Raw genomic sequence first — 17,365 nt, 5'->3', positions numbered from 1 at the left:
GTCGGCTTTTCTGGAAATTCCCCTTTTCTTGTCACCACCGTAGTGCTGTGTTAGAATATAGGGGTGTAAGTAGGTGTGTTACGCACGGAGGTGAATGGAAGTTGTTAACGTTTGCAAAGATTCTGCTGATGATTTTCTCGATCGGTCTGATCCTCGTCGTGCTTCTCCAATCCGGGAAGAGCGCAGGTCTCTCCGGCGCGATCACCGGCGGTGCCGAGCAGATCATGGGTCGCAAGGCACGCGGTTTTGATGCTGTTCTGGCCAAGGTCACAGCCGGTTTGGCATTTGGTTTCATCGCCATCACCCTCTGGGTTGCATGGATGATTGCCAACGCTTAATATTGACACGACAACCAAAGTGCCGCTCTTTTTTCTTTAGGGCGGTGCTTTTTTCATAGGGGGTAGCGGATAGGTGGCTGTTTGTCTGTTGATACATGGCTTTACAGGGACGCCTTATGAAGTGGAACCGCTTGTGAAACGGTTGGAAAGCGAAGGTTGTGAAGTGGTCGCTCCCTTGTTGCCAGGCCACGGCGGGGAACGCCATGAGATGATGCGCGTTACGTGGCGGCACTGGATCCAAGGCGTCGAAGAGGTGCTGACCGGACTCCTGCACCATCATGAGCAGGTGCATCTGGTCGGCTTTTCGATGGGCGGCCTGATCGCAGCCTTTCTGGCAGCCAAATATCCCGGCCGCATCAAATCGCTGACGATGCTGTCCGCGCCGATCTACACGATCAATCCCAAGCAATTGTTCAAAACGATTGCCGAGGCGATTCAACAGTCGATGCGGACGGGCAACCGGCAGGAGGATGTCTCCCGCTACCTGATGAAGGTGCGGGCCACGCCGCTGCGCTCGTTGGCACATTTCAAGCGGCTGGTGCAGATGGTGAAAATGCAACTGGGCGCCGTCGAGGTGCCGTTGCTGATCCTGCAAGGCGAGCAGGACGATCTGGTGGAGGCACGAAGCGCCACCTATATCTATGAGAGTGTCAGGTCAGAACAAAAACAGATTCACTTTTTTCCGGAATCTCGCCATATGATCTGCCACGACTGCGAGGCGGACCAAGTGTGCCGTCTGGTCGCGGATTTTATCTTGGAGCGTGAAGATGGGGTATGAATGCAGAGATGATGCTGGAGACAGCTGCAGAGCCTATGGTGTTGCTGTCGCCGCTGGAGCGGGAGCCGAGTCCGGACCCGATCTACATGGAAGGCGGCAGCATTGGCATCTTGTTGATTCATGGTTTCACATCGACGCCTTACGAGTTTGAGCCGATGTCGAGATTTTTGAACCAACAAGGGTATACGGTGTATGCTCCGTTGCTCGCAGGCCACGGCACGACGCCTGAGGACATGGAGCGCACGAACTGGGTGGATTGGGTCAATTCTGCGATTGAGGCGTACGAAAAACTGCGCCCGCGCTGTGAACAGTTGTACGTCGGCGGACTGTCGATGGGCGGCGCCATCGCGCTGCATCTGGCAGCCCGTCACAAGGTGGACGGCGTGATTCCGATGTGTGCGCCGATCTATTCCAGCAATTTGGTCGCCAACTTGGCGATGGTGATTTCTTATTTTAAACGGTTCAAACGCAAGACCTTGATCCGTCCGGAGTTTATTCAACGCTATCTGATCGGCTATGATCGGATGCCGTTGCGGGCGACCGCATCACTTTTCAAATTTCTCAAGATCGTGCGCAAAGACCTGAGACGCGTCGTGGCACCGGCTCTGATCATGCAGTCCGGTCGCGACGAGACGGTGCCGCCGATCAACGGTTGGGGCATCTACCGCCGTCTGGCGTCGGAGAGGAAAGTGTTGCGTCACTATCCGAAGTCCGGGCACATTTTGTCTGTCGATGTGGAAAAAGAGCACGTGTTTGCGGAAATTTTATCCTTTCTGCAGGACGGGAAATGATATACTGGTAAGAAGGGGGCAGGTCAGTTCAATGATTGCCCCCTTTTTGTTTAGCGTTTGGGTGATCGGTTCATACTAGCGGTAGAATGGCATTTCTGGCGAATACCCGATTTATGAAGATACATAACGGAATGATGAAGGGGGGCACTCTTTTTGTTGACTGAAGAGATACTCTTAGACCTGATGCAAGAACTGGAATACAAGCCGATGACCCTCGCGGAGCTCGAATCACACTTCGAACTGGCCGATGCCGACGCGGTGGGCGGGCTGCAGGCGATGCTTGAACAGATGGAACAGACGGGCAAAGTGGTGCGCACCCGCACCGACGCGTACGGCGTCCCGGAAAAGATGAACCTGATGGTCGGCAAACTGCAGGGCAAAGCAAAAGGCTTTGGCTTTGTCATCCCGGAAGATGCGACCAAATGGGAAAAAGACCTGTTTGTCGCGGCAGGCGACATGAACGGCGCGATGCACGGCGACCGCGTCATCGCCCGGATCAGCAAAAAAGGCAACGGTCCGCGCATCGAGGGCGAGATCATCCGCATCCTCGAACGCTCGACCAAAACGGTGGTCGGCACCGTGCTGACGGTAGCGAAACGCTATGCGTTCATCACGCCGGACGACAAGCGTCTGGGGCAGGACATCTTTGTTCCCGAAGAAGACTTTAACGGCGCGAAAGAAGGGCAGAAGGTGGTCGTCGAGATCGTCTCCTACCCGGAAGGCTGGCGCAACGCGCAAGGCCGCGTGCTGGAAGTGCTCGGCTTTGCGGACGACCCGGGCGTCGACATCCTCTCGGTCATCCGCAAGTACAACCTGCCGGAAGCGTTTCCGGAAGAGGTGCTGGAAGCGGCCAACGACGTGCCGGACCTGATCACCGAGCGCGATCTGGTCGGACGTCGTGACCTGCGCGACTGGATGATGGTCACCATCGACGGCGAGGACGCCAAAGACCTCGACGACGCGGTCAACGTGATGCGCCTGGAAAACGGCAACATGCTGCTCGGCGTTCATATCGCCGACGTTTCCTATTACGTCCGCGAAGGCTCGCCGCTGGATAAAGAAGCGTATGAGCGCGGCACGTCGGTCTATCTCGTCGACCGCGTGATCCCGATGATCCCGCATCGCCTCTCCAACGGGATCTGCTCGTTGAACCCGCAGGTCGACCGCCTGACCTTGTCCTGCGAGATGGAGTTCAATCCGGCGACGATGGAACTGGTGCGCCATGACGTCTACACGTCGGTGATCAAGACCAACGAGCGCATGACCTACACCAACGTCCGCAAGATCCTCGCCGACAACGACCAGGAACTGATCGAGCGGTACAAAGACCTTGTGCCGATGTTCCGCGACATGGAAGAGCTGGCGATGAAACTGCGTCAACGCCGCTTTGATCGTGGCGCAATCGACTTTGATTTCCAAGAGACGAAGATCCTCGTCGATGAGGAGGGCAAAGTCGCCAACATCGTCAAGCGCGAGCGGACCATCGCCGAGATGATCATCGAGGAGTTTATGCTGGCGGCCAACGAATGCGTCTCGGAACATTTCCACTGGCTGGACATCCCGTTCCTCTACCGCATCCACGAAGAGCCGGCGGGCGACCGCATCCAGCAGTTCAACGAGTTCATCCACAACTTCGGCTACCACCTGAAAGGGGCGGGCGGCGAAGGCAAGATCCATCCGCGCGCGCTGCAGGAACTGCTGGAGAAGGTCAAGGGCTCCCAGGAAGAGCGCATCGTCAACACCGTCATGCTGCGCTCGTTGAAACAGGCTCGCTATGCACCGTCGCCGGAAGGGCACTTCGGTCTGGCGGCTGAGTATTACTCTCACTTCACCTCGCCGATCCGCCGCTATCCGGACCTGCAGATCCACCGGATCATCCGCGAGACGATCGAGGCGAAGAACCGTCTGCCGGAAGAGCGCAAAGAGCGCCTCGCCGCGATCATGCCGGAAGTCGCCCGCCACACCTCGGAGCGCGAACGCGTCGCCGTGGAAGCGGAGCGCGAGACGGACGATGTGAAAAAAGTCGAGTACATGCTGGACAAAGTCGGCGAGATCTTCGACGGCATCGTCAGCGGCGTCACGTCGTTTGGCATGTTCATCGAACTGGACAACTCGATTGAAGGCATGATTCATCTCTCCTACATGGACGATGACTACTACAACTTCAACGAGAAGCAATACTGCCTGATCGGGGAGCGCACCGGCAAGATCTACCGCATCGGCGACAAAGTTCGCGTCAAAGTGATGGGCGCGAACAAACTGGACCGCACCATCGACTTCCAACTGCTGATGAACGCCAACGACACCGGTGAGCGTCCGGCCCGTCCGGCTCCGCGCGGCGGCGGTGGGGGCGGATTTAAAGAAAAGCGCCAGATGGTCGGCAAAAAGCGCGGTGAGAACGGCGCGGGACAAGGTCGCCCGAACAAAGACCGCAACAAGTCCAAGCCGAAGCCGAACAAAAAAGGTCGGACCCCGAAAGAACTGTCCGAGCTGAAACAGGTGATCGGCAAGCCTTCGAAGAACAAAAAGAAAAAAGCCTTCTGACTTCGGTCGGGGGCTTTTTCCCCCTTGATATCTAGAACGCACAGTGGTAAAATAGCTGGAACGAGGAGGTGGAGACATGTCGGAACCAAAAGTACTGGCTCAAAATAAAAAAGCGTCGCATGATTACTTTATTGAAGAGACGGTGGAGGCCGGCATCGTCCTGACCGGGACCGAGATCAAATCGATCCGCCAAGGTCGCGCCAACCTCAAAGACAGCTTTGCCCGCATCATCAACGGAGAGGCGTTCCTGTGGAACATGCACATCTCTCCCTATGAACAAGGCAACCGTCACAACGTCGACCCGGTGCGCACGCGCAAACTGCTGCTGCACAAGGTGCAGATCATGAAACTGATGGGTCACGTCAAGGAGAAGGGCTATGCGCTCGTCCCCTTGAAGATGTACATCAAGAACGGCTACTGCAAAGTGCTGATCGGTCTGGCGAAAGGCAAAAAGAACTACGACAAACGCCAAGACCTCGCCAAAAAAGACGCACAGCGCGAGATCCAACGCGCCCTGCGCGAACGGCAGAAGTATTAAACCCAGTGGTGTTAAGAGTTACCTGCGTTCTTCGGAACGTTTTATGGTATACTTGTTATGTAACACAGTGCGAGAACACCCTTGCACCCTTTCTAAACATGGGGGCGTTTCTGGATTCGACGGGGATTGTTCGGGCATGATGTGGCGAGTCGTGGGGCTGCGTGGCCACGTAAAAACGCGGAAAGCTATAAACGCTAACAAGCAAAACAACCAACTCGCGTTCGCAGCTTAATAGTTGCGAATCCGTTCTCTGTGCTATCGCCCGTGTAGCCCTTAGAACGTCACTCTAGCGGGATAGTCGTCGGTCTTGATCTCGTGCCGCCGATGAAACTGTAGAGATCTAGCCTGAGGGCAGCGTGTCGCTCCGCGACCCGATGGCGAAACCCCAAAAGAGACGACTACACTCGTAGATGCTCATGTAGCGAGGTCTTCGGACAGGGGTTCGATTCCCCTCGCCTCCACCAAAACTGGAAAAAGACTTACTCTTCTCCGCGAAGAGTAAGTCTTTTTTTATATCCCTTCCTGACTTTCTTATTAAGTGAGTGGACATTTATTTCCTTGTAAATTTAAGGGTATCTTTTCTGTGAACTCCTGCTATAATGGGAGTCAAGAATCGGGGGATTTTTGGGGGGGAGCCAATGAAGATACGACGCAAAATTTTCGGTATGGTGGTTTTGGTCTTATCTGTGGCGTTGCTCTTCGTCTATTTATTTTCACAGGGTGTCGTACTGAATCATTACAAGGCACTGGAAGCGAAAGACATTCGAGAAAATACGGATCGTGCGTTGCTGGCGGTCAAGAACCAATTTGCGATGATGCAAGTAAACTTGTCGAATTATTCTGCCTGGGATGACACGCTCTCGTTTGTACAGCACTTCACGGGGAATGTGGAGGAAGACCCTTATCTGACGAGCAATTATGTGAATTATTTCTTCGTTCAAAATGAACTGCAAGTCATGACGATGTTTGACGAGAACCGTCAGTTGCTTTACGGGCGGTATTATGAAGGGGCGGAAGACCGCCAAGTGCCGGTCCCGGAAGATCTGCTCGCTCAGATCGTGGACCCGGACGTAGGTCTGCTCACACATACCCATGCGAGGAGTCAGAAACAAGGATTTCTGAAAACCGGAAGCGGCGTGATGATGATCGTCTCGCAGCCGATCACCAACAGCGACCGGTCCGGTATGATCGGCGGTACGATTGTGTTTGGACGACTGCTGACGCCGGAGAAGGTGGCCAAGATCGCGGAGAAGACGCGCACCAATTTATCGGTCATGCCGTATGTGGCGGAGCAGTTCCCGGCTTTGAACACGCAAAACACGCGTCACATCGAACGGACGGAGCGGGATCTGATCCGGGAGCAGGCGTTGTTGACCGACTTGTACGGCGATCCGTTGCTGGTAGTCGAGGTGGACAAGCACCGGGAGATCTACAACCAAGGGGAGCGGACTCTTAGTTCGATCTTCTGGATGTTGGTGGTCATTGCGGTGCTTTCGGCAAGCGCGTTTAGCATGTTTATCTACCAGGTGATCTTGCAGCGCATCGTCTCTCTGCGGCGGGCTGTGGCCGAGATCACCGCGACTCGTACATCCGGGTCGAGGGTCCCGGTGCAAGGGACGGACGAGATCACCGATCTGCAACGGGCGTTCAATCTGTTGCTGGAATCGGTGGAGCACTCGGAGGAGACGATCAAGCGGCAGGCTAACCTCGACCCGCTGACCGAATTGCCCAACCGTCGTTTGTTCGCGGAGCAGCTGCAGCGTGCTCTGGACGAAGCCAAGCGCAAAGACGGGAAAGTGGCGGTGCTGTTTGTTGACTTGGACAATTTTAAAGAGATCAATGACCGGCATGGGCATGACTGCGGCGATCAACTGCTGCGTCAATTGAGCGAGCGGCTCACCGTTTTTCTCGGCCCGTACGGAACGATCTCCCGCCTTGGGGGCGATGAATTTACCGTTCTGTTGCCGAACGTGTCGCTGGGGGATGTGGAACGGGCGCAGCAGTGCTTGAACAGAGGGCTGAGCCAGCCGTTTGAAGTGAACGGCATGCGTGTGCCTGTTTCCGCGAGCGTCGGGATCTCCCTGTATCCGAACGATGGACAAGATCCGCACGCGTTGATCAAAGCGGCCGACACCGCGATGTTCCGCATCAAGGAAGCGGGGCGACGCGGTATGGAGACGGACGAAGACATGCAGCGGCGGCAGTTGCTGGAGCAACACCTGCAACACGCGGTCGAGCAGGGCGAGCTGAGGCTGATGTACCAGCCGATCCAAGATCTGCGCACCGGCTCGATCATCGGGGCGGAGGCGTTGCTCCGCTGGCACCACCCGCTGTTTGGCAATGTGTCGCCGTCGGAGTTTATTCCCATCGCGGAGAAGTCGGGCAGCATTTTGGAAATCGGCAACTGGGTGCTGCGCACCGCCTGCCTGCAAGGGAAGCAGTGGCACGCCTGGCAAGATACCCGGTTCCGCATGGCGGTGAATCTGTCGGCCGTGCAGATGGAGCAGGAGGACCTGCTGGAGCAGATCGAGGCGATTCTGGCGGATACGGGCATGAACCCGGAGATGCTGGAACTGGAGATTACCGAGAGCACGATGATGCGAAACGTGGACGAGGTCATCCGCAAGCTGGAAGCATTGAAGGCGATGGGGATCTCGATCTCGATCGACGATTTTGGGACCGGGTACTCGTCGCTTTCGTATCTGCAGAAACTGTCGGTGAACAATCTCAAGGTCGACCGCTCGTTTGTGAACGACCTCGCACACAGCGACGGGGACATGACGATCGCAAAAGCGGTCATCGACCTCGGGCACAACCTCAATATGCACGTCATCGCAGAAGGCGTGGAGACGGAGGAGCAAAAGACTCTGCTGCAAGCGCTGGGGTGCGATCAAGTGCAAGGGTATTTGATTGGGAAGCCGATGGGGGCAGAGGAGTTTACGGAGAGGTTGGCGGGGGTGTAGAGAATTCGTTTACAGGAGTTCTTGCGGGAATGACTGTAGGACAGTGATTGCGAAGTGGGACCATGCACAGGAGTTGGTGCATGGTCCTTTTCTATTGGATGGTCAGATGACGGTTTTTGTTTTTCCTTACGGTCATTTCGCACTTTTTTGTTTATACTGGTAATAAATCATTGTATCTTGCCAAAAGGAGAAGTTGCTGTGAAGATACATAAACTTGTGCTTCAGAATTTCCGCGGGTTTCAGGATCTGACCCTTGATTTAGATGGAGAAAACGTTGTTTTAGTAGGGAAGAATGGAGCGGGGAAATCGAGTGTTTTGGATGCTGTGGGTGTACTGTTATCGAGTTTTGTAGAGGTCTGTTTGGAACAAAAAGTCTCAACTCGGGATGTGGTAAATTCGGACATTTTTAATGGTGCTCCCGGTTTATCAATGAGTATGGATTTTGAGCTCGATGGGAAACAACACACTTGCGTCTACACTTTTAACAGCCATATATGGCACGTTGAATTTGATACAGAGGATTATGAGGACAAAAGTCTTCCCATCTTAGCCTACTATCCAGTAAATCGAACGGTATTGGAATCACTGGATAAAATGAGTGAAGTGAATGAATTTGGCTCTAGTGATGCGTATGAGCGGGCCTTGACCAGCGGCACAGATTTCAGGATGTTCTTTGATTGGTACAGGTACCGAGAAGATATTGAAAACGAAGCGAAGATTAGAGAGCGGAAATTTGATTTATTTGATATCCAACTCGAAGCAGTTCGTCGAGCGATCTATGCATTTTTACCGGGCTTCTCGAGCCTTCGCGTGAACAGACGCCCACAGCAGTTGTTGATTGATAAAGGCGGCAAATCCCTGCAACTGAATCAACTTTCAGACGGTGAGAAATGCATGCTCGCCCTGGTGGGGGATCTGGCACGTCGACTTGCTTTGATCAACCCCACTCTGGAAAATCCATCACATGGGCACGGCGTGGTGCTCATCGACGAGATCGAATTGCACCTGCATCCTGAATGGCAGCGAGAAGTGATCCCGCGCCTGCGAGCGACTTTCCCGAACGTACAATTCATCATCAGCACCCACTCACCGCAAGTACTGGGCGAGGTGCAGGATATGAAGATCTTCCAATTGGAATCTAGTGACACCGGGATCACCGTCACACCGCATCCGACTGTGTTTGGAAAAGACAGCAATCGGATCTTGGAAGATGTCTTGGGAAGCGTCTTGCGCAATCGCGAGGTCAAGAAGCAGATCGAGGACTTGTTCGATGCGATCACCCACGAACGCTGGGAGGAAGTTCGAGAGCTGAAAGAAACGCTGGTGGACAGCGTTGGCACCGATGAGCCTGAATTGATCAAAGCAGACATCTTGATTCGAAAGATGCGGAGATTCGGAAAATGAAACACATCCGCAAACAGCCTGAACCTGTAGAGTTCGTGCAGTGGAAGTCGGATTTCCCCAGTTGGAATGAAGGGAGGGTTGCGAAGTATGATGATCTTCTCAACCCCCTCAAGAATCAGGTCAAGGACTCTCTGATCACCGAACAGGGAAAGATCTGTTCCTATTGCGGAGTTCGCATTCATAGACGAAATACCCACATCGAACACTTGAAGCCGCAACACAACTGCACATCGGAGGAAACCGTCGACTATCAAAACATTGTAGCCTCGTGTGAAGGGGAGAACCGACTCCAACATTGCGGACACAACAAACACGAATGGTATGACGCGAATTTGTTTGTGTCACCGCTACGTGAGGATTGCGAGCAATTTTTTACGTACACGCTCAACGGCGAGATGGAACCCTGCTATGACCCCGTAAAAGGGCCGATGGCGGCTGAAACGATCCGCCAGTTGGGATTGGATACGGCAAAGATGAATGCACTGCGAAAAGCAGCGTTGGATGGGGTTCTTATGATGGATGACTTTTCTGTTGAACTCATCGATTTCTTTCTTCAAGAGTGTCAGGTTCCAAACGAAGAGGGGGAACTGTTGGAGTTTGCTGCGTATCTGCAGGGAGTGTTAGGTGTGCTACGAAGCAAAATGGTGTAAGAACATCGAAATCATCAAGTACGATAGGATTTTTGAGGGGAGTAGAAGTGATAAATATCGCACACTTTCCTTTTTTCTCTAAGCGGGAGCATGGGGAGTCTGACTAGATCCATTCCGCACAATGCCTTTCCTGCTAAACTATTTCTTTGAGTCAGCAAACGAAGACAGGACTTTCTGGATCGTTTTAGAAGACTGCCGAGTATCGGCGGTCTTGGTAATTGTTTGGTGGTGTAGGGATTTGAAGTCAGTACATAATGGGAGGCGAGAGCAATGCCCATACAAAACACCCTAACAACAACCGAAGCCCGCGCCCTAACCGTACGCGCCCAAGGCTTCGGCAAACACTACAACTCCCCCACCGATGTCCTGCGCCATCTCGGTGTGATCCAACTCGACTCGGTCAACGTCGTCACGCGCAGTCACGAGATCGTGCCGTTTTCGCGGATGGGGCCCTTCGAGATCGGGGGCTTGTACCGGGATCTCTACGAGAACCGGCAAGGATTCGAATACTGGGCGCATGCCGCGTCGTGGCTGCCGATGGAGGAGTATCGGTATTTTCTGCATCGGATGCAGGTGATGCGGGAGAAGGGGCGGGGGTGGAGCATCGTCAACACGGAAAATCGGGACGAGCTAGCCGACCTCTACGCGCAGATCCTCGGTCGTATCCGAGAAGAGGGGCCGCTCGGCACCGGTGCGTTTGAAGACACGAGCGGGCACCGGGGCACGTGGTGGGATTGGAAACCGGCCAAGCGGGTGCTCGAAGACCTGTTTGACCAAGGCGTGATCACCGCCGGCGGGCGCGGCAAAGGGTTTGAGCGGATCTATGATCTGCCGGAGCGCGTGCTGCCGGCGCACCTCGACACAGAAGACCCGGGACCGGAGGCGGCCGTTCGCTATTTAATGAAGAAATCAATCGAAGTCCTCGGCGTTTCCACAGCGAAAGACGCGGCCGACTATTTTCGTTGTCAGAGCTGGCCGGCACCGTGGAAGGAAGCGTTGCAACATTTGATCGCCGACGGCGAGGTCGTCGAGGTCGCCGTCGAGGGGTGGAAGCAAAAAGGTCTGACCACGCCGAAGTTGCTGGCCGGACCGTTCACCATGCCGGAGCACAGGCCGACGTTTCTGTCACCGTTTGACAACCTGATCTGGGAGCGCAAGCGGGTCGAGCGGCTGTGGGACTTTGCCTTCAAACTGGAGATCTACGTGCCGCAGCCCAAGCGCGTGTACGGCTATTACGTGTTGCCTTTGCTGGCAAACGGCCGTCTCTGCGGGCGGGCCGATCTGAAATTTGACCGCAAAGCCGGAGAGCTCGCCGTGCTCGGCGTCTGGCTCGAAGACGATGCCTATGCAGACGCGGCGCTCGCCTTGCAGGATCTGGCCGCCCATCTGGGGGCGAACGGCATCCGCGTCGAAAAAGACCGCACCAAAAAAGCGGCTGACCAACTGACCAAGCAACTCGGCCAGCCCAAAAAACGCCAGAAAAAAGCGTAGACAGAAGACCCTGTCTGCGCTTTTTATATTGCTGGATACTTCCGAATATTTGAAATTATTAGTAACTTAAAAATGACTACAGAGTCTTTTGACAAGTCTGCCATTGTTCTAGTACAGTGGATGTATTCTTTTCATCTGTTCAATAATAAGGAAGCATGAACAAGGAGGGAAAACGTTGATGAGTTTGTTTCGTCGCAAGGACATTCAAGCCATGCTGGCTGAGAAACAAAAAGGCCAGCAACTCGCCAAAGTACTGGGCGCGTTCGACCTGACGCTGCTGGGGATCGGCGGTGTCATCGGGACGGGGATCTTCGTCCTGACGGGCGTGGCCGCGGCCAAGTATTCCGGGCCGGGTCTGATCGTCTCGTTCATCCTCGCGGGGCTCGCCTGCATCTTCGCGGCGCTCTGCTACGCGGAGTTCGCGACGGCGGTGCCGGTATCCGGTTCCGTGTACACGTACAGCTACGCAACGCTCGGTGAGATCATCGCTTGGATCATCGGCTGGGACTTGATGCTGGAGTATCTGCTCACATCCAGTACCGTCGCCGTCGGCTGGTCGGGCTACTTCCAGAAATTATTATCAGGATTTGGCATTCACATCCCGGCCGTCCTGTCCACCAGTCCGGGCAATCCGGACGTGCCAGGCGCGATCATGAACCTGCCGGCCGCTCTGATCATCCTGCTGATCACCGCCATGCTGGCACGGGGCATCAAAGAATCCACGAAAATCAACAACATCATGGTCCTGATCAAAGTCAGCGTTGTCCTGCTCTTCATCGTCGTCGGCGTCTGGTACGTCGAACCGGCCAACTGGACACCGTTCATGCCGTACGGATGGAGCGGCGTCTTCTCCGGGGCGGCCTTCGTCTTCTTTGCCTACATCGGATTTGACGCGGTCGCCACCGCTGCCGAAGAAGTGCGCAACCCGCAGCGGGACATGCCGATCGGCATCATCGCTTCGCTCTTGATCTGCACCGTGCTCTACATCGTCGTCTCGGCGATCATGACCGGCATCCTGCCGTACAAAATGCTCGACGACCCGGCTCCGATCTCGCTCGTCCTGCAAGCTGTCAACCAAAACTGGGTGGCAGGCTTCGTCTCGCTGGGTGCGATCCTCGGCCTGACCACCGTCTTGCTCGTCATGCTCTACGGCCAGACCCGCGTCTTCTTTGCGATGTCGCGCGACGGACTGCTGCCGAAACTGTTTTCCCAAGTCCACCCGCGCTTCCAAACCCCGTCCAAGAGCACGTGGATCGTGGGCTTCATCGCGGCTGGCATGGCAGCTTTCGTGCCGCTGAAACAGCTCGCCGACCTCGCCAACATCGGCACCTTGGCTGCGTTCACCTTGATCTCCGTCGGCGTCATCGTCATGCGCCGCACCCAGCCGGACCTGCCGCGTTCCTTCCGCGTCCCGTTCGTGCCGCTCGTCCCGCTGCTGGCGGCCGGCTCCTCCATCTTCCTGATGGTGCAGCTCCCGGCCGTCACGTGGCAAGCGTTCGTCATCTGGTTGCTGATTGGCCTCGTCGTGTACTTCGCGTACAGCCGCCGCCACAGCACCCTGAACCAACGCAGCAACGGCTAACAGGAACCAAAACTAAAAAAGGTGGAGCCTCCCGAGCGGGGGCTTCACCTTTTTTGCATCACGTGCGTTTGTGCTTCGGCCCTTGATTCGGGTCGTCGACGTGGCGGCGTTCATTGATGGAGTTCAGTTCGCTGCGGGTCGTTCGACGGCGGCGATCATTTTTGCGATCTTCTTCCGGTCTGTCACGGTCGCGTTCGATCATCGGGGCTCACCTCGCTTTCTGGCATAGCGTCTCACGCAGACAGATGTGGTATACTGAAAGAAATTTTGACAAGTTGAACAAGGAGTCCAAACGTGACCGAAATCTTGGATAAGATAAAGCAATGGAGCCACGACTTTCACAAATTGGCTGATCACGGGCGGGTCGAAGACCTGATCCCCGACGAAGCCCGATTTCTCTTTCTTTTGGAAAGTCCTCACGTCCACGAACTCAAACACGGCGCGCCGGTATCCGGCACCTCGGGAGCGTCGATGACCAAGCATTTATACGAAGATACATACGGCAAAGAACCGCTCGGGCTCGTCGTCAAAAAGGGACTCGATCCAAACCGCCCCATCGCCCTGATGAACGTCTGCACCCTGCCCATGCAGGGCAAAGCCTACACCTCCGCAGATGCGGAACAGGCGCATCACGCCTTGATCCATATCTTGGAGGGCATTCGCACCAAAAATGATCGGGATCACTATCCCCATCCTGACTGGAACGCCGTGCAGGACCTCCTCGTCGAAAACCTGCGCAGTCGCTTGCGACAGTTGAGAGACCGGGAGATGACTCTCGTCCCGTGCGGTCGATTTGCCCAAAAATTCTTTCGCCTCGCAGACGTGCACAGTCCGAAGTGGCGGATCATCGAAGACATCCCGCACCCGTCGTACAACAACTGGGGCAAGCCCGCCTACGCGGAGCAGGTGGACACCTTAAAAAGAGAATTTCACCGCGTGCGGGAGAGATACTAGGGAAGGAGGAACGGGGAGCATGCGCGATATCGAAATCCGGCCGATCCGGTCAGAAGACCGGGACTGGCTGCGACACTTTTTGATCGAACACTGGGGCAGCCCGCAGATGGTGTACAGCAAAGGGGTCCATCACTGTGATCAACTGCCGGGCTATGCGGCCTATCAGGGGAGCGAGCCCGTCGGGCTGATCACCTATGCGATCCACGAGGACCACTGCGAGATCGTCTCCCTCGACTCCCTTCGTGAAGGGCGGGGCATCGGTTCGGCTCTGGTGCAGGCCGTCGAGCGAGAAGCGGCGGCACGGAGAGCGGCACGCGTATGGTTGATCACCACCAACGACAACCTCCGAGCCCTTGGCTTTTATCAAAAGCGCGGCTACGAGCTGGTCGCCGTCTATCGGCGGGCCGTCGAAGCGGCGAGAAAAATCAAACCTCAGATCCCGCTGGTCAGCGGAGAAGGCATCCCGATCCGGGATGAGATCGAACTGGAAAAGGCGGTCGGGGCATGATCCACCATGAGACCGCGCAGATGTTGCGCACCATCGCGCTCTTTCGCGAACTGAACCCGGACGAGATCGAAAAAATCGGCGGACTCATCATTCGTCGCGAGTTAGAAGAGAAGACCCAGATCTTTCACCAAGGCGACCCGCTCGACACCGTCTACTTCATCGTCTCCGGGCAGGTCAAAATCTTCCGCAACGACGACCAGGGCCGTGAGCAGGTCGTCAACATCCTCCAGATCGGCGATCTCTTTCCGCACGCAGGATTTTTCCAATCCCGGGCCGTGTACCCGGCGCACTCCGTCATGTTGGAAAACGGAGTCCTCCTGGCCTTGTCCACCACACGATTCCGAGCCTTGATTGAATCCAACCCGGCCTTGTGTCTCAAACTGATGTCCGTCATGGAGAGTCAATACTTAGAACAGCAGGGACGGTTGACCGAGATGGTCATGCACAACACCTTTGGTCGACTCGTCCTCCTCTTGGTGCGATTGTCGCGCCTGCATGGCGTGCGCCAAGACGACGGCCGCGTCCATCTCAGCGTGCCGCTGACCAATCAGGACCTTGCCAGCATGATCGGCACCTCCCGCGAAACCGTCAACCGCACCATCTCGCAACTCAAAAAGTCGGGCGTCTTAGAAATCACACAGGATCACATCATGATCCTGTCCCCCGAGCAGCTAGAAAAACAACTCTAATCTTGCACATTTTTAGGAGACGTGTGATATAAATCACAACCCCCTCGCACGCACGCGTGTAAGATATAGCCATAAGGAACACCAAACACACCCATCATCCCTAAGGGAGGAATACAAAATGGCAAACCTGTACGAAAAATTTGGCGGCACCGAAACCATCGCAGCAGTCGTGGAAGAATTTTACAAGCGCGTCTTGGCAGATGACACCATCAACCACTTCTTCAAAGAGACCGACATGAAAAAACAGATGCGTCACCAAACCGCATTCGTCTCCTTCGCCCTCGGCGGTCCGGCCTACACCGGCAAGTCCATGGAAAAAGCTCACGAAGGCATGAACCTCCAACCGGAGCACTTTGACGCTGTCGCAACGCACCTTGCAGGCGCGCTCGCACACTTCAACGTCTCGGACGAAGACATCAACGAAGTCCTCGCCACCGTCGGTACGCTTCGTGAAGCGATCCTCTACAAATAAATAAAGTAAAAAAACAAAAGAAAAGACACGGCCCACAGCCGTGTCTTTTCTTACATGGGTCGAGACCATACATTCAAGGAATCCCCTACAAAAAGCTAAAAGATCAAACCGTCCACAAATACAACTACCGAACAACAAACACCAATGAACTCGCCTGAAGCAAGCGATCGCCGAAATTCCCTTGAAACTCGCCTGACGCGGGACGAACGCGGGGTGGTGGTGGGGAGAGCTGGAGAGGGGCCCACGACGGGAACCCGGAAGCCTCCCCGCCGCCGCCCGACCACCCAGAAAACGCCTGCTTACATCTTTTCCGCCACCAACGTATAAGTCTTCGGCAGCCCCACATCATCCTTCTTCGTATTCGGCTCTTCATCCAAGACTCTCACAAACAGCCCCGCCTCCGCAACAGCGCTCACCACTTCACCAAGCGTCCATTTCCGCAGATACACCTTCGGAGCCTCAAACCCTTCGAGCAACTTACTGTACGCCACATGATCCATATCCAAGGCTTGAGTAAAATAATTCCCCGTCACCTTATGCTTCTTCCCCTTCGACGTAATCAACTTCGTCGAAATCGGATGGAAATCGTGCAGCACCAGCCGCCCACCCGGCCGCAGGAACTTCGCCACAACCTCCATCAGCGGCTTCAGATCCACAAAATAATGCAAAATCCCGAGTTCCATCAGAGCCACATCATAATCCCCGCTCAACACATCCTCACCCACAGCCAAAACATCAGACACCACATACTCCACCTCAACCCCGCCAGCCGCCGCCAACTCCCGGGCATAGCGTGCGTTTTCCGGCGACACATCCACCACCGTCACATGGCGGGCACCGAGCAGAGCCATCGCGACCGCTTTACTGCCGTGGGAGCCGAGTAGATTCACCACTTTTTTCCCTTCTACGCCGCCGAGATACGGCCCTAAAGGGCGCAATCGATCCATCGGGTCTTTCCGGATCCGTTCCACCGCCACATCGGGCGTGCCGTATCGAGAGACCCAGGCGTCGTAAGGATTTTCGCTCCACGCGGCTGCGTTCAGAGCGCTGTACTGCTGCTGAATCTCCGCGAGACGGACTGTGACTCGAACCTGCCGGGGATCATCCTTCTCCAAAACGCGGCGGAAATAATAGAGAGACTTCGCATACACCGTCAGCCCGTCCATCTCCACTGCGACCCGGTGGATGTCGGTCGCGACCACCGTATTATAGAAGCAGACCACATGAACCGGCACTCCGTCGAGAACGACCGTGAAGCGCCCGGTTCCGCGCCCCGACTCCTCCTCCACAATCTCACCGGCGAACTTCGCCTTCAGGTCGGCGAACTGATCCCACTGCACCGACACCTCGACAGCGGACAGTTCCACCCCTTTGACCCCTTGCACAAACAATCCGGTATCTCCGATCAGCACATAGCCCACACTGGCCGCATCCAACTCCGAGACAACCGTCGAGATCGCCTTTCGCACATCCATTCCCAACACACCCTCCGCACAAAAAATTGCAAACTCCTTCCATAGTAGCAGACACCAGCCCCCAAAAGCAAAAAGACCAAGCCATCAAGACCAAGCAACCCCGACCTTCACAAACCCCCGCATCTTTTCAAACACCACACATCCCCAACATCAACCCCTCTCCGTCCCATACTTTTACAATCCCCCGC

Annotated in this window: 16 protein-coding genes and 1 other RNA gene; 15 read left to right on the top strand and 2 right to left on the bottom strand. The window is 55.3% G+C overall.

The genetic code is table 11. From position 1 onward, the window contains the following. The first annotated feature begins 101 nt into the window (after positions 1-101). The 11 genes from secG to OS242_RS09195 all read left to right on the top strand — a co-directional run bounded on the left by secG (position 102) and on the right by OS242_RS09195 (position 13,079). Complete coding sequence (gene secG, locus OS242_RS09245; RefSeq protein ID WP_267151389.1) at positions 102-338, top strand: preprotein translocase subunit SecG; 237 nt, start codon at positions 102-104, stop codon at positions 336-338. A 73-nt stretch (positions 339-411) separates the two neighbouring features. Continuing rightward, on the top strand, positions 412-1,116 hold the full coding sequence (locus OS242_RS09240) for an alpha/beta hydrolase (RefSeq protein ID WP_267151388.1): 705 nt from the start codon (positions 412-414) through the stop codon (positions 1,114-1,116). After that, positions 1,113-1,907: an alpha/beta hydrolase gene (locus OS242_RS09235; protein WP_267151387.1), complete on the top strand. Its 795-nt coding sequence runs from the start codon at positions 1,113-1,115 to the stop codon at positions 1,905-1,907. The genes OS242_RS09240 and OS242_RS09235 overlap by 4 nt, the downstream gene beginning before the upstream one ends. Before the next feature lie 153 nt (positions 1,908-2,060). After that, entirely contained in the window at positions 2,061-4,451 is a 2,391-nt protein-coding gene (gene rnr / locus OS242_RS09230) for a ribonuclease R (RefSeq protein WP_267151386.1), read from the top strand. A gap of 76 nt (positions 4,452-4,527) precedes the next feature. Next, positions 4,528-4,989, top strand: coding sequence for an SsrA-binding protein SmpB (gene smpB / locus OS242_RS09225; protein ID WP_267151385.1), 462 nt, complete (start codon positions 4,528-4,530; stop codon positions 4,987-4,989). 100 nt (positions 4,990-5,089) lie between these two features. Further along, positions 5,090-5,453, top strand: a transfer-messenger RNA (tmRNA) gene (ssrA, locus tag OS242_RS09220). Between the two features lie 174 nt (positions 5,454-5,627). Next, complete coding sequence (locus OS242_RS09215) at positions 5,628-7,952, top strand: bifunctional diguanylate cyclase/phosphodiesterase (protein ID WP_267151384.1); 2,325 nt, start codon at positions 5,628-5,630, stop codon at positions 7,950-7,952. Between the two features lie 198 nt (positions 7,953-8,150). Further along, a complete protein-coding gene (locus OS242_RS09210; RefSeq protein WP_267151383.1) occupies positions 8,151-9,356 on the top strand; it encodes an AAA family ATPase in 1,206 nt (401 codons plus the stop codon). Next, positions 9,353-10,006 carry a retron system putative HNH endonuclease gene (locus OS242_RS09205; protein WP_267151382.1) on the top strand — a complete coding sequence of 218 codons (654 nt, stop codon included), beginning with the start codon at positions 9,353-9,355 and terminating at the stop codon, positions 10,004-10,006. The genes OS242_RS09210 and OS242_RS09205 overlap by 4 nt, the downstream gene beginning before the upstream one ends. Positions 10,007-10,276: 270 nt before the next feature. Continuing rightward, a complete protein-coding gene (locus tag OS242_RS09200; protein WP_267151381.1) occupies positions 10,277-11,497 on the top strand; it encodes a winged helix-turn-helix domain-containing protein in 1,221 nt (406 codons plus the stop codon). A gap of 178 nt (positions 11,498-11,675) precedes the next feature. Beyond that, complete coding sequence (locus tag OS242_RS09195; protein ID WP_267151380.1) at positions 11,676-13,079, top strand: amino acid permease; 1,404 nt, start codon at positions 11,676-11,678, stop codon at positions 13,077-13,079. 58 nt (positions 13,080-13,137) lie between these two features. Here the strand turns inward: OS242_RS09195 and OS242_RS09190 are convergent, their stop codons facing one another. Further along, on the bottom strand, positions 13,138-13,281 hold the full coding sequence (locus OS242_RS09190) for a hypothetical protein (RefSeq protein WP_267151379.1): 144 nt from the start codon (positions 13,279-13,281) through the stop codon (positions 13,138-13,140). A 92-nt stretch (positions 13,282-13,373) separates the two neighbouring features. Here OS242_RS09190 and OS242_RS09185 point away from each other — a divergent pair, with 92 nt between their 5' ends. The 4 genes from OS242_RS09185 to OS242_RS09170 all read left to right on the top strand — a co-directional run bounded on the left by OS242_RS09185 (position 13,374) and on the right by OS242_RS09170 (position 15,702). Then, a complete protein-coding gene (locus OS242_RS09185; protein WP_267151378.1) occupies positions 13,374-14,033 on the top strand; it encodes a uracil-DNA glycosylase family protein in 660 nt (219 codons plus the stop codon). A 19-nt stretch (positions 14,034-14,052) separates the two neighbouring features. Next, positions 14,053-14,541, top strand: a complete 489-nt coding sequence (locus OS242_RS09180; protein ID WP_267151377.1) for a GNAT family N-acetyltransferase — start codon at positions 14,053-14,055, stop codon at positions 14,539-14,541. Continuing rightward, positions 14,538-15,230 carry a Crp/Fnr family transcriptional regulator gene (locus OS242_RS09175; protein ID WP_267151376.1) on the top strand — a complete coding sequence of 231 codons (693 nt, stop codon included), beginning with the start codon at positions 14,538-14,540 and terminating at the stop codon, positions 15,228-15,230. Before OS242_RS09180 ends, OS242_RS09175 begins: the two co-directional genes overlap by 4 nt. Before the next feature lie 118 nt (positions 15,231-15,348). After that, a complete protein-coding gene (locus OS242_RS09170; RefSeq protein ID WP_267151375.1) occupies positions 15,349-15,702 on the top strand; it encodes a group I truncated hemoglobin in 354 nt (117 codons plus the stop codon). Positions 15,703-16,001: 299 nt separating this feature from the next. Here the strand turns inward: OS242_RS09170 and OS242_RS09165 are convergent, their stop codons facing one another. Beyond that, the gene (locus tag OS242_RS09165) at positions 16,002-17,177 is read right to left on the bottom strand and encodes a class I SAM-dependent methyltransferase (protein WP_267151374.1); all 1,176 of its coding nucleotides are present in this window, start codon (positions 17,175-17,177) and stop codon (positions 16,002-16,004) included. Between the last annotated feature and the right edge of the window lie 188 nt (positions 17,178-17,365).

This window comes from Tumebacillus lacus, assembly GCF_026410385.1.
Classification (GTDB): domain Bacteria; phylum Bacillota; class Bacilli; order Tumebacillales; family Tumebacillaceae; genus Tumebacillus; species Tumebacillus lacus.
This window is presented reverse-complemented; position numbering and strand designations above follow the sequence as displayed.

Excerpts from the sequence above, each read along its gene's own strand:
- OS242_RS09235 (WP_267151387.1), top strand. The coding sequence starts at position 1,113 with ATGAATGCAGAGATGATGCTGGAGACAGCTGCAGAGCCTATGGTGTTG.
- smpB (WP_267151385.1), top strand. The coding sequence starts at position 4,528 with ATGTCGGAACCAAAAGTACTGGCTCAAAATAAAAAAGCGTCGCATGAT.
- OS242_RS09215 (WP_267151384.1), top strand. The coding sequence starts at position 5,628 with ATGAAGATACGACGCAAAATTTTCGGTATGGTGGTTTTGGTCTTATCT.
- OS242_RS09205 (WP_267151382.1), top strand. The coding sequence starts at position 9,353 with ATGAAACACATCCGCAAACAGCCTGAACCTGTAGAGTTCGTGCAGTGG.
- OS242_RS09200 (WP_267151381.1), top strand. The coding sequence starts at position 10,277 with ATGCCCATACAAAACACCCTAACAACAACCGAAGCCCGCGCCCTAACC.
- OS242_RS09195 (WP_267151380.1), top strand. The coding sequence starts at position 11,676 with ATGAGTTTGTTTCGTCGCAAGGACATTCAAGCCATGCTGGCTGAGAAA.
- OS242_RS09190 (WP_267151379.1), bottom strand. The coding sequence starts at position 13,281 with ATGATCGAACGCGACCGTGACAGACCGGAAGAAGATCGCAAAAATGAT.
- OS242_RS09180 (WP_267151377.1), top strand. The coding sequence starts at position 14,053 with ATGCGCGATATCGAAATCCGGCCGATCCGGTCAGAAGACCGGGACTGG.
- OS242_RS09175 (WP_267151376.1), top strand. The coding sequence starts at position 14,538 with ATGATCCACCATGAGACCGCGCAGATGTTGCGCACCATCGCGCTCTTT.
- OS242_RS09170 (WP_267151375.1), top strand. The coding sequence starts at position 15,349 with ATGGCAAACCTGTACGAAAAATTTGGCGGCACCGAAACCATCGCAGCA.
- OS242_RS09165 (WP_267151374.1), bottom strand. The coding sequence starts at position 17,177 with ATGGATGTGCGAAAGGCGATCTCGACGGTTGTCTCGGAGTTGGATGCG.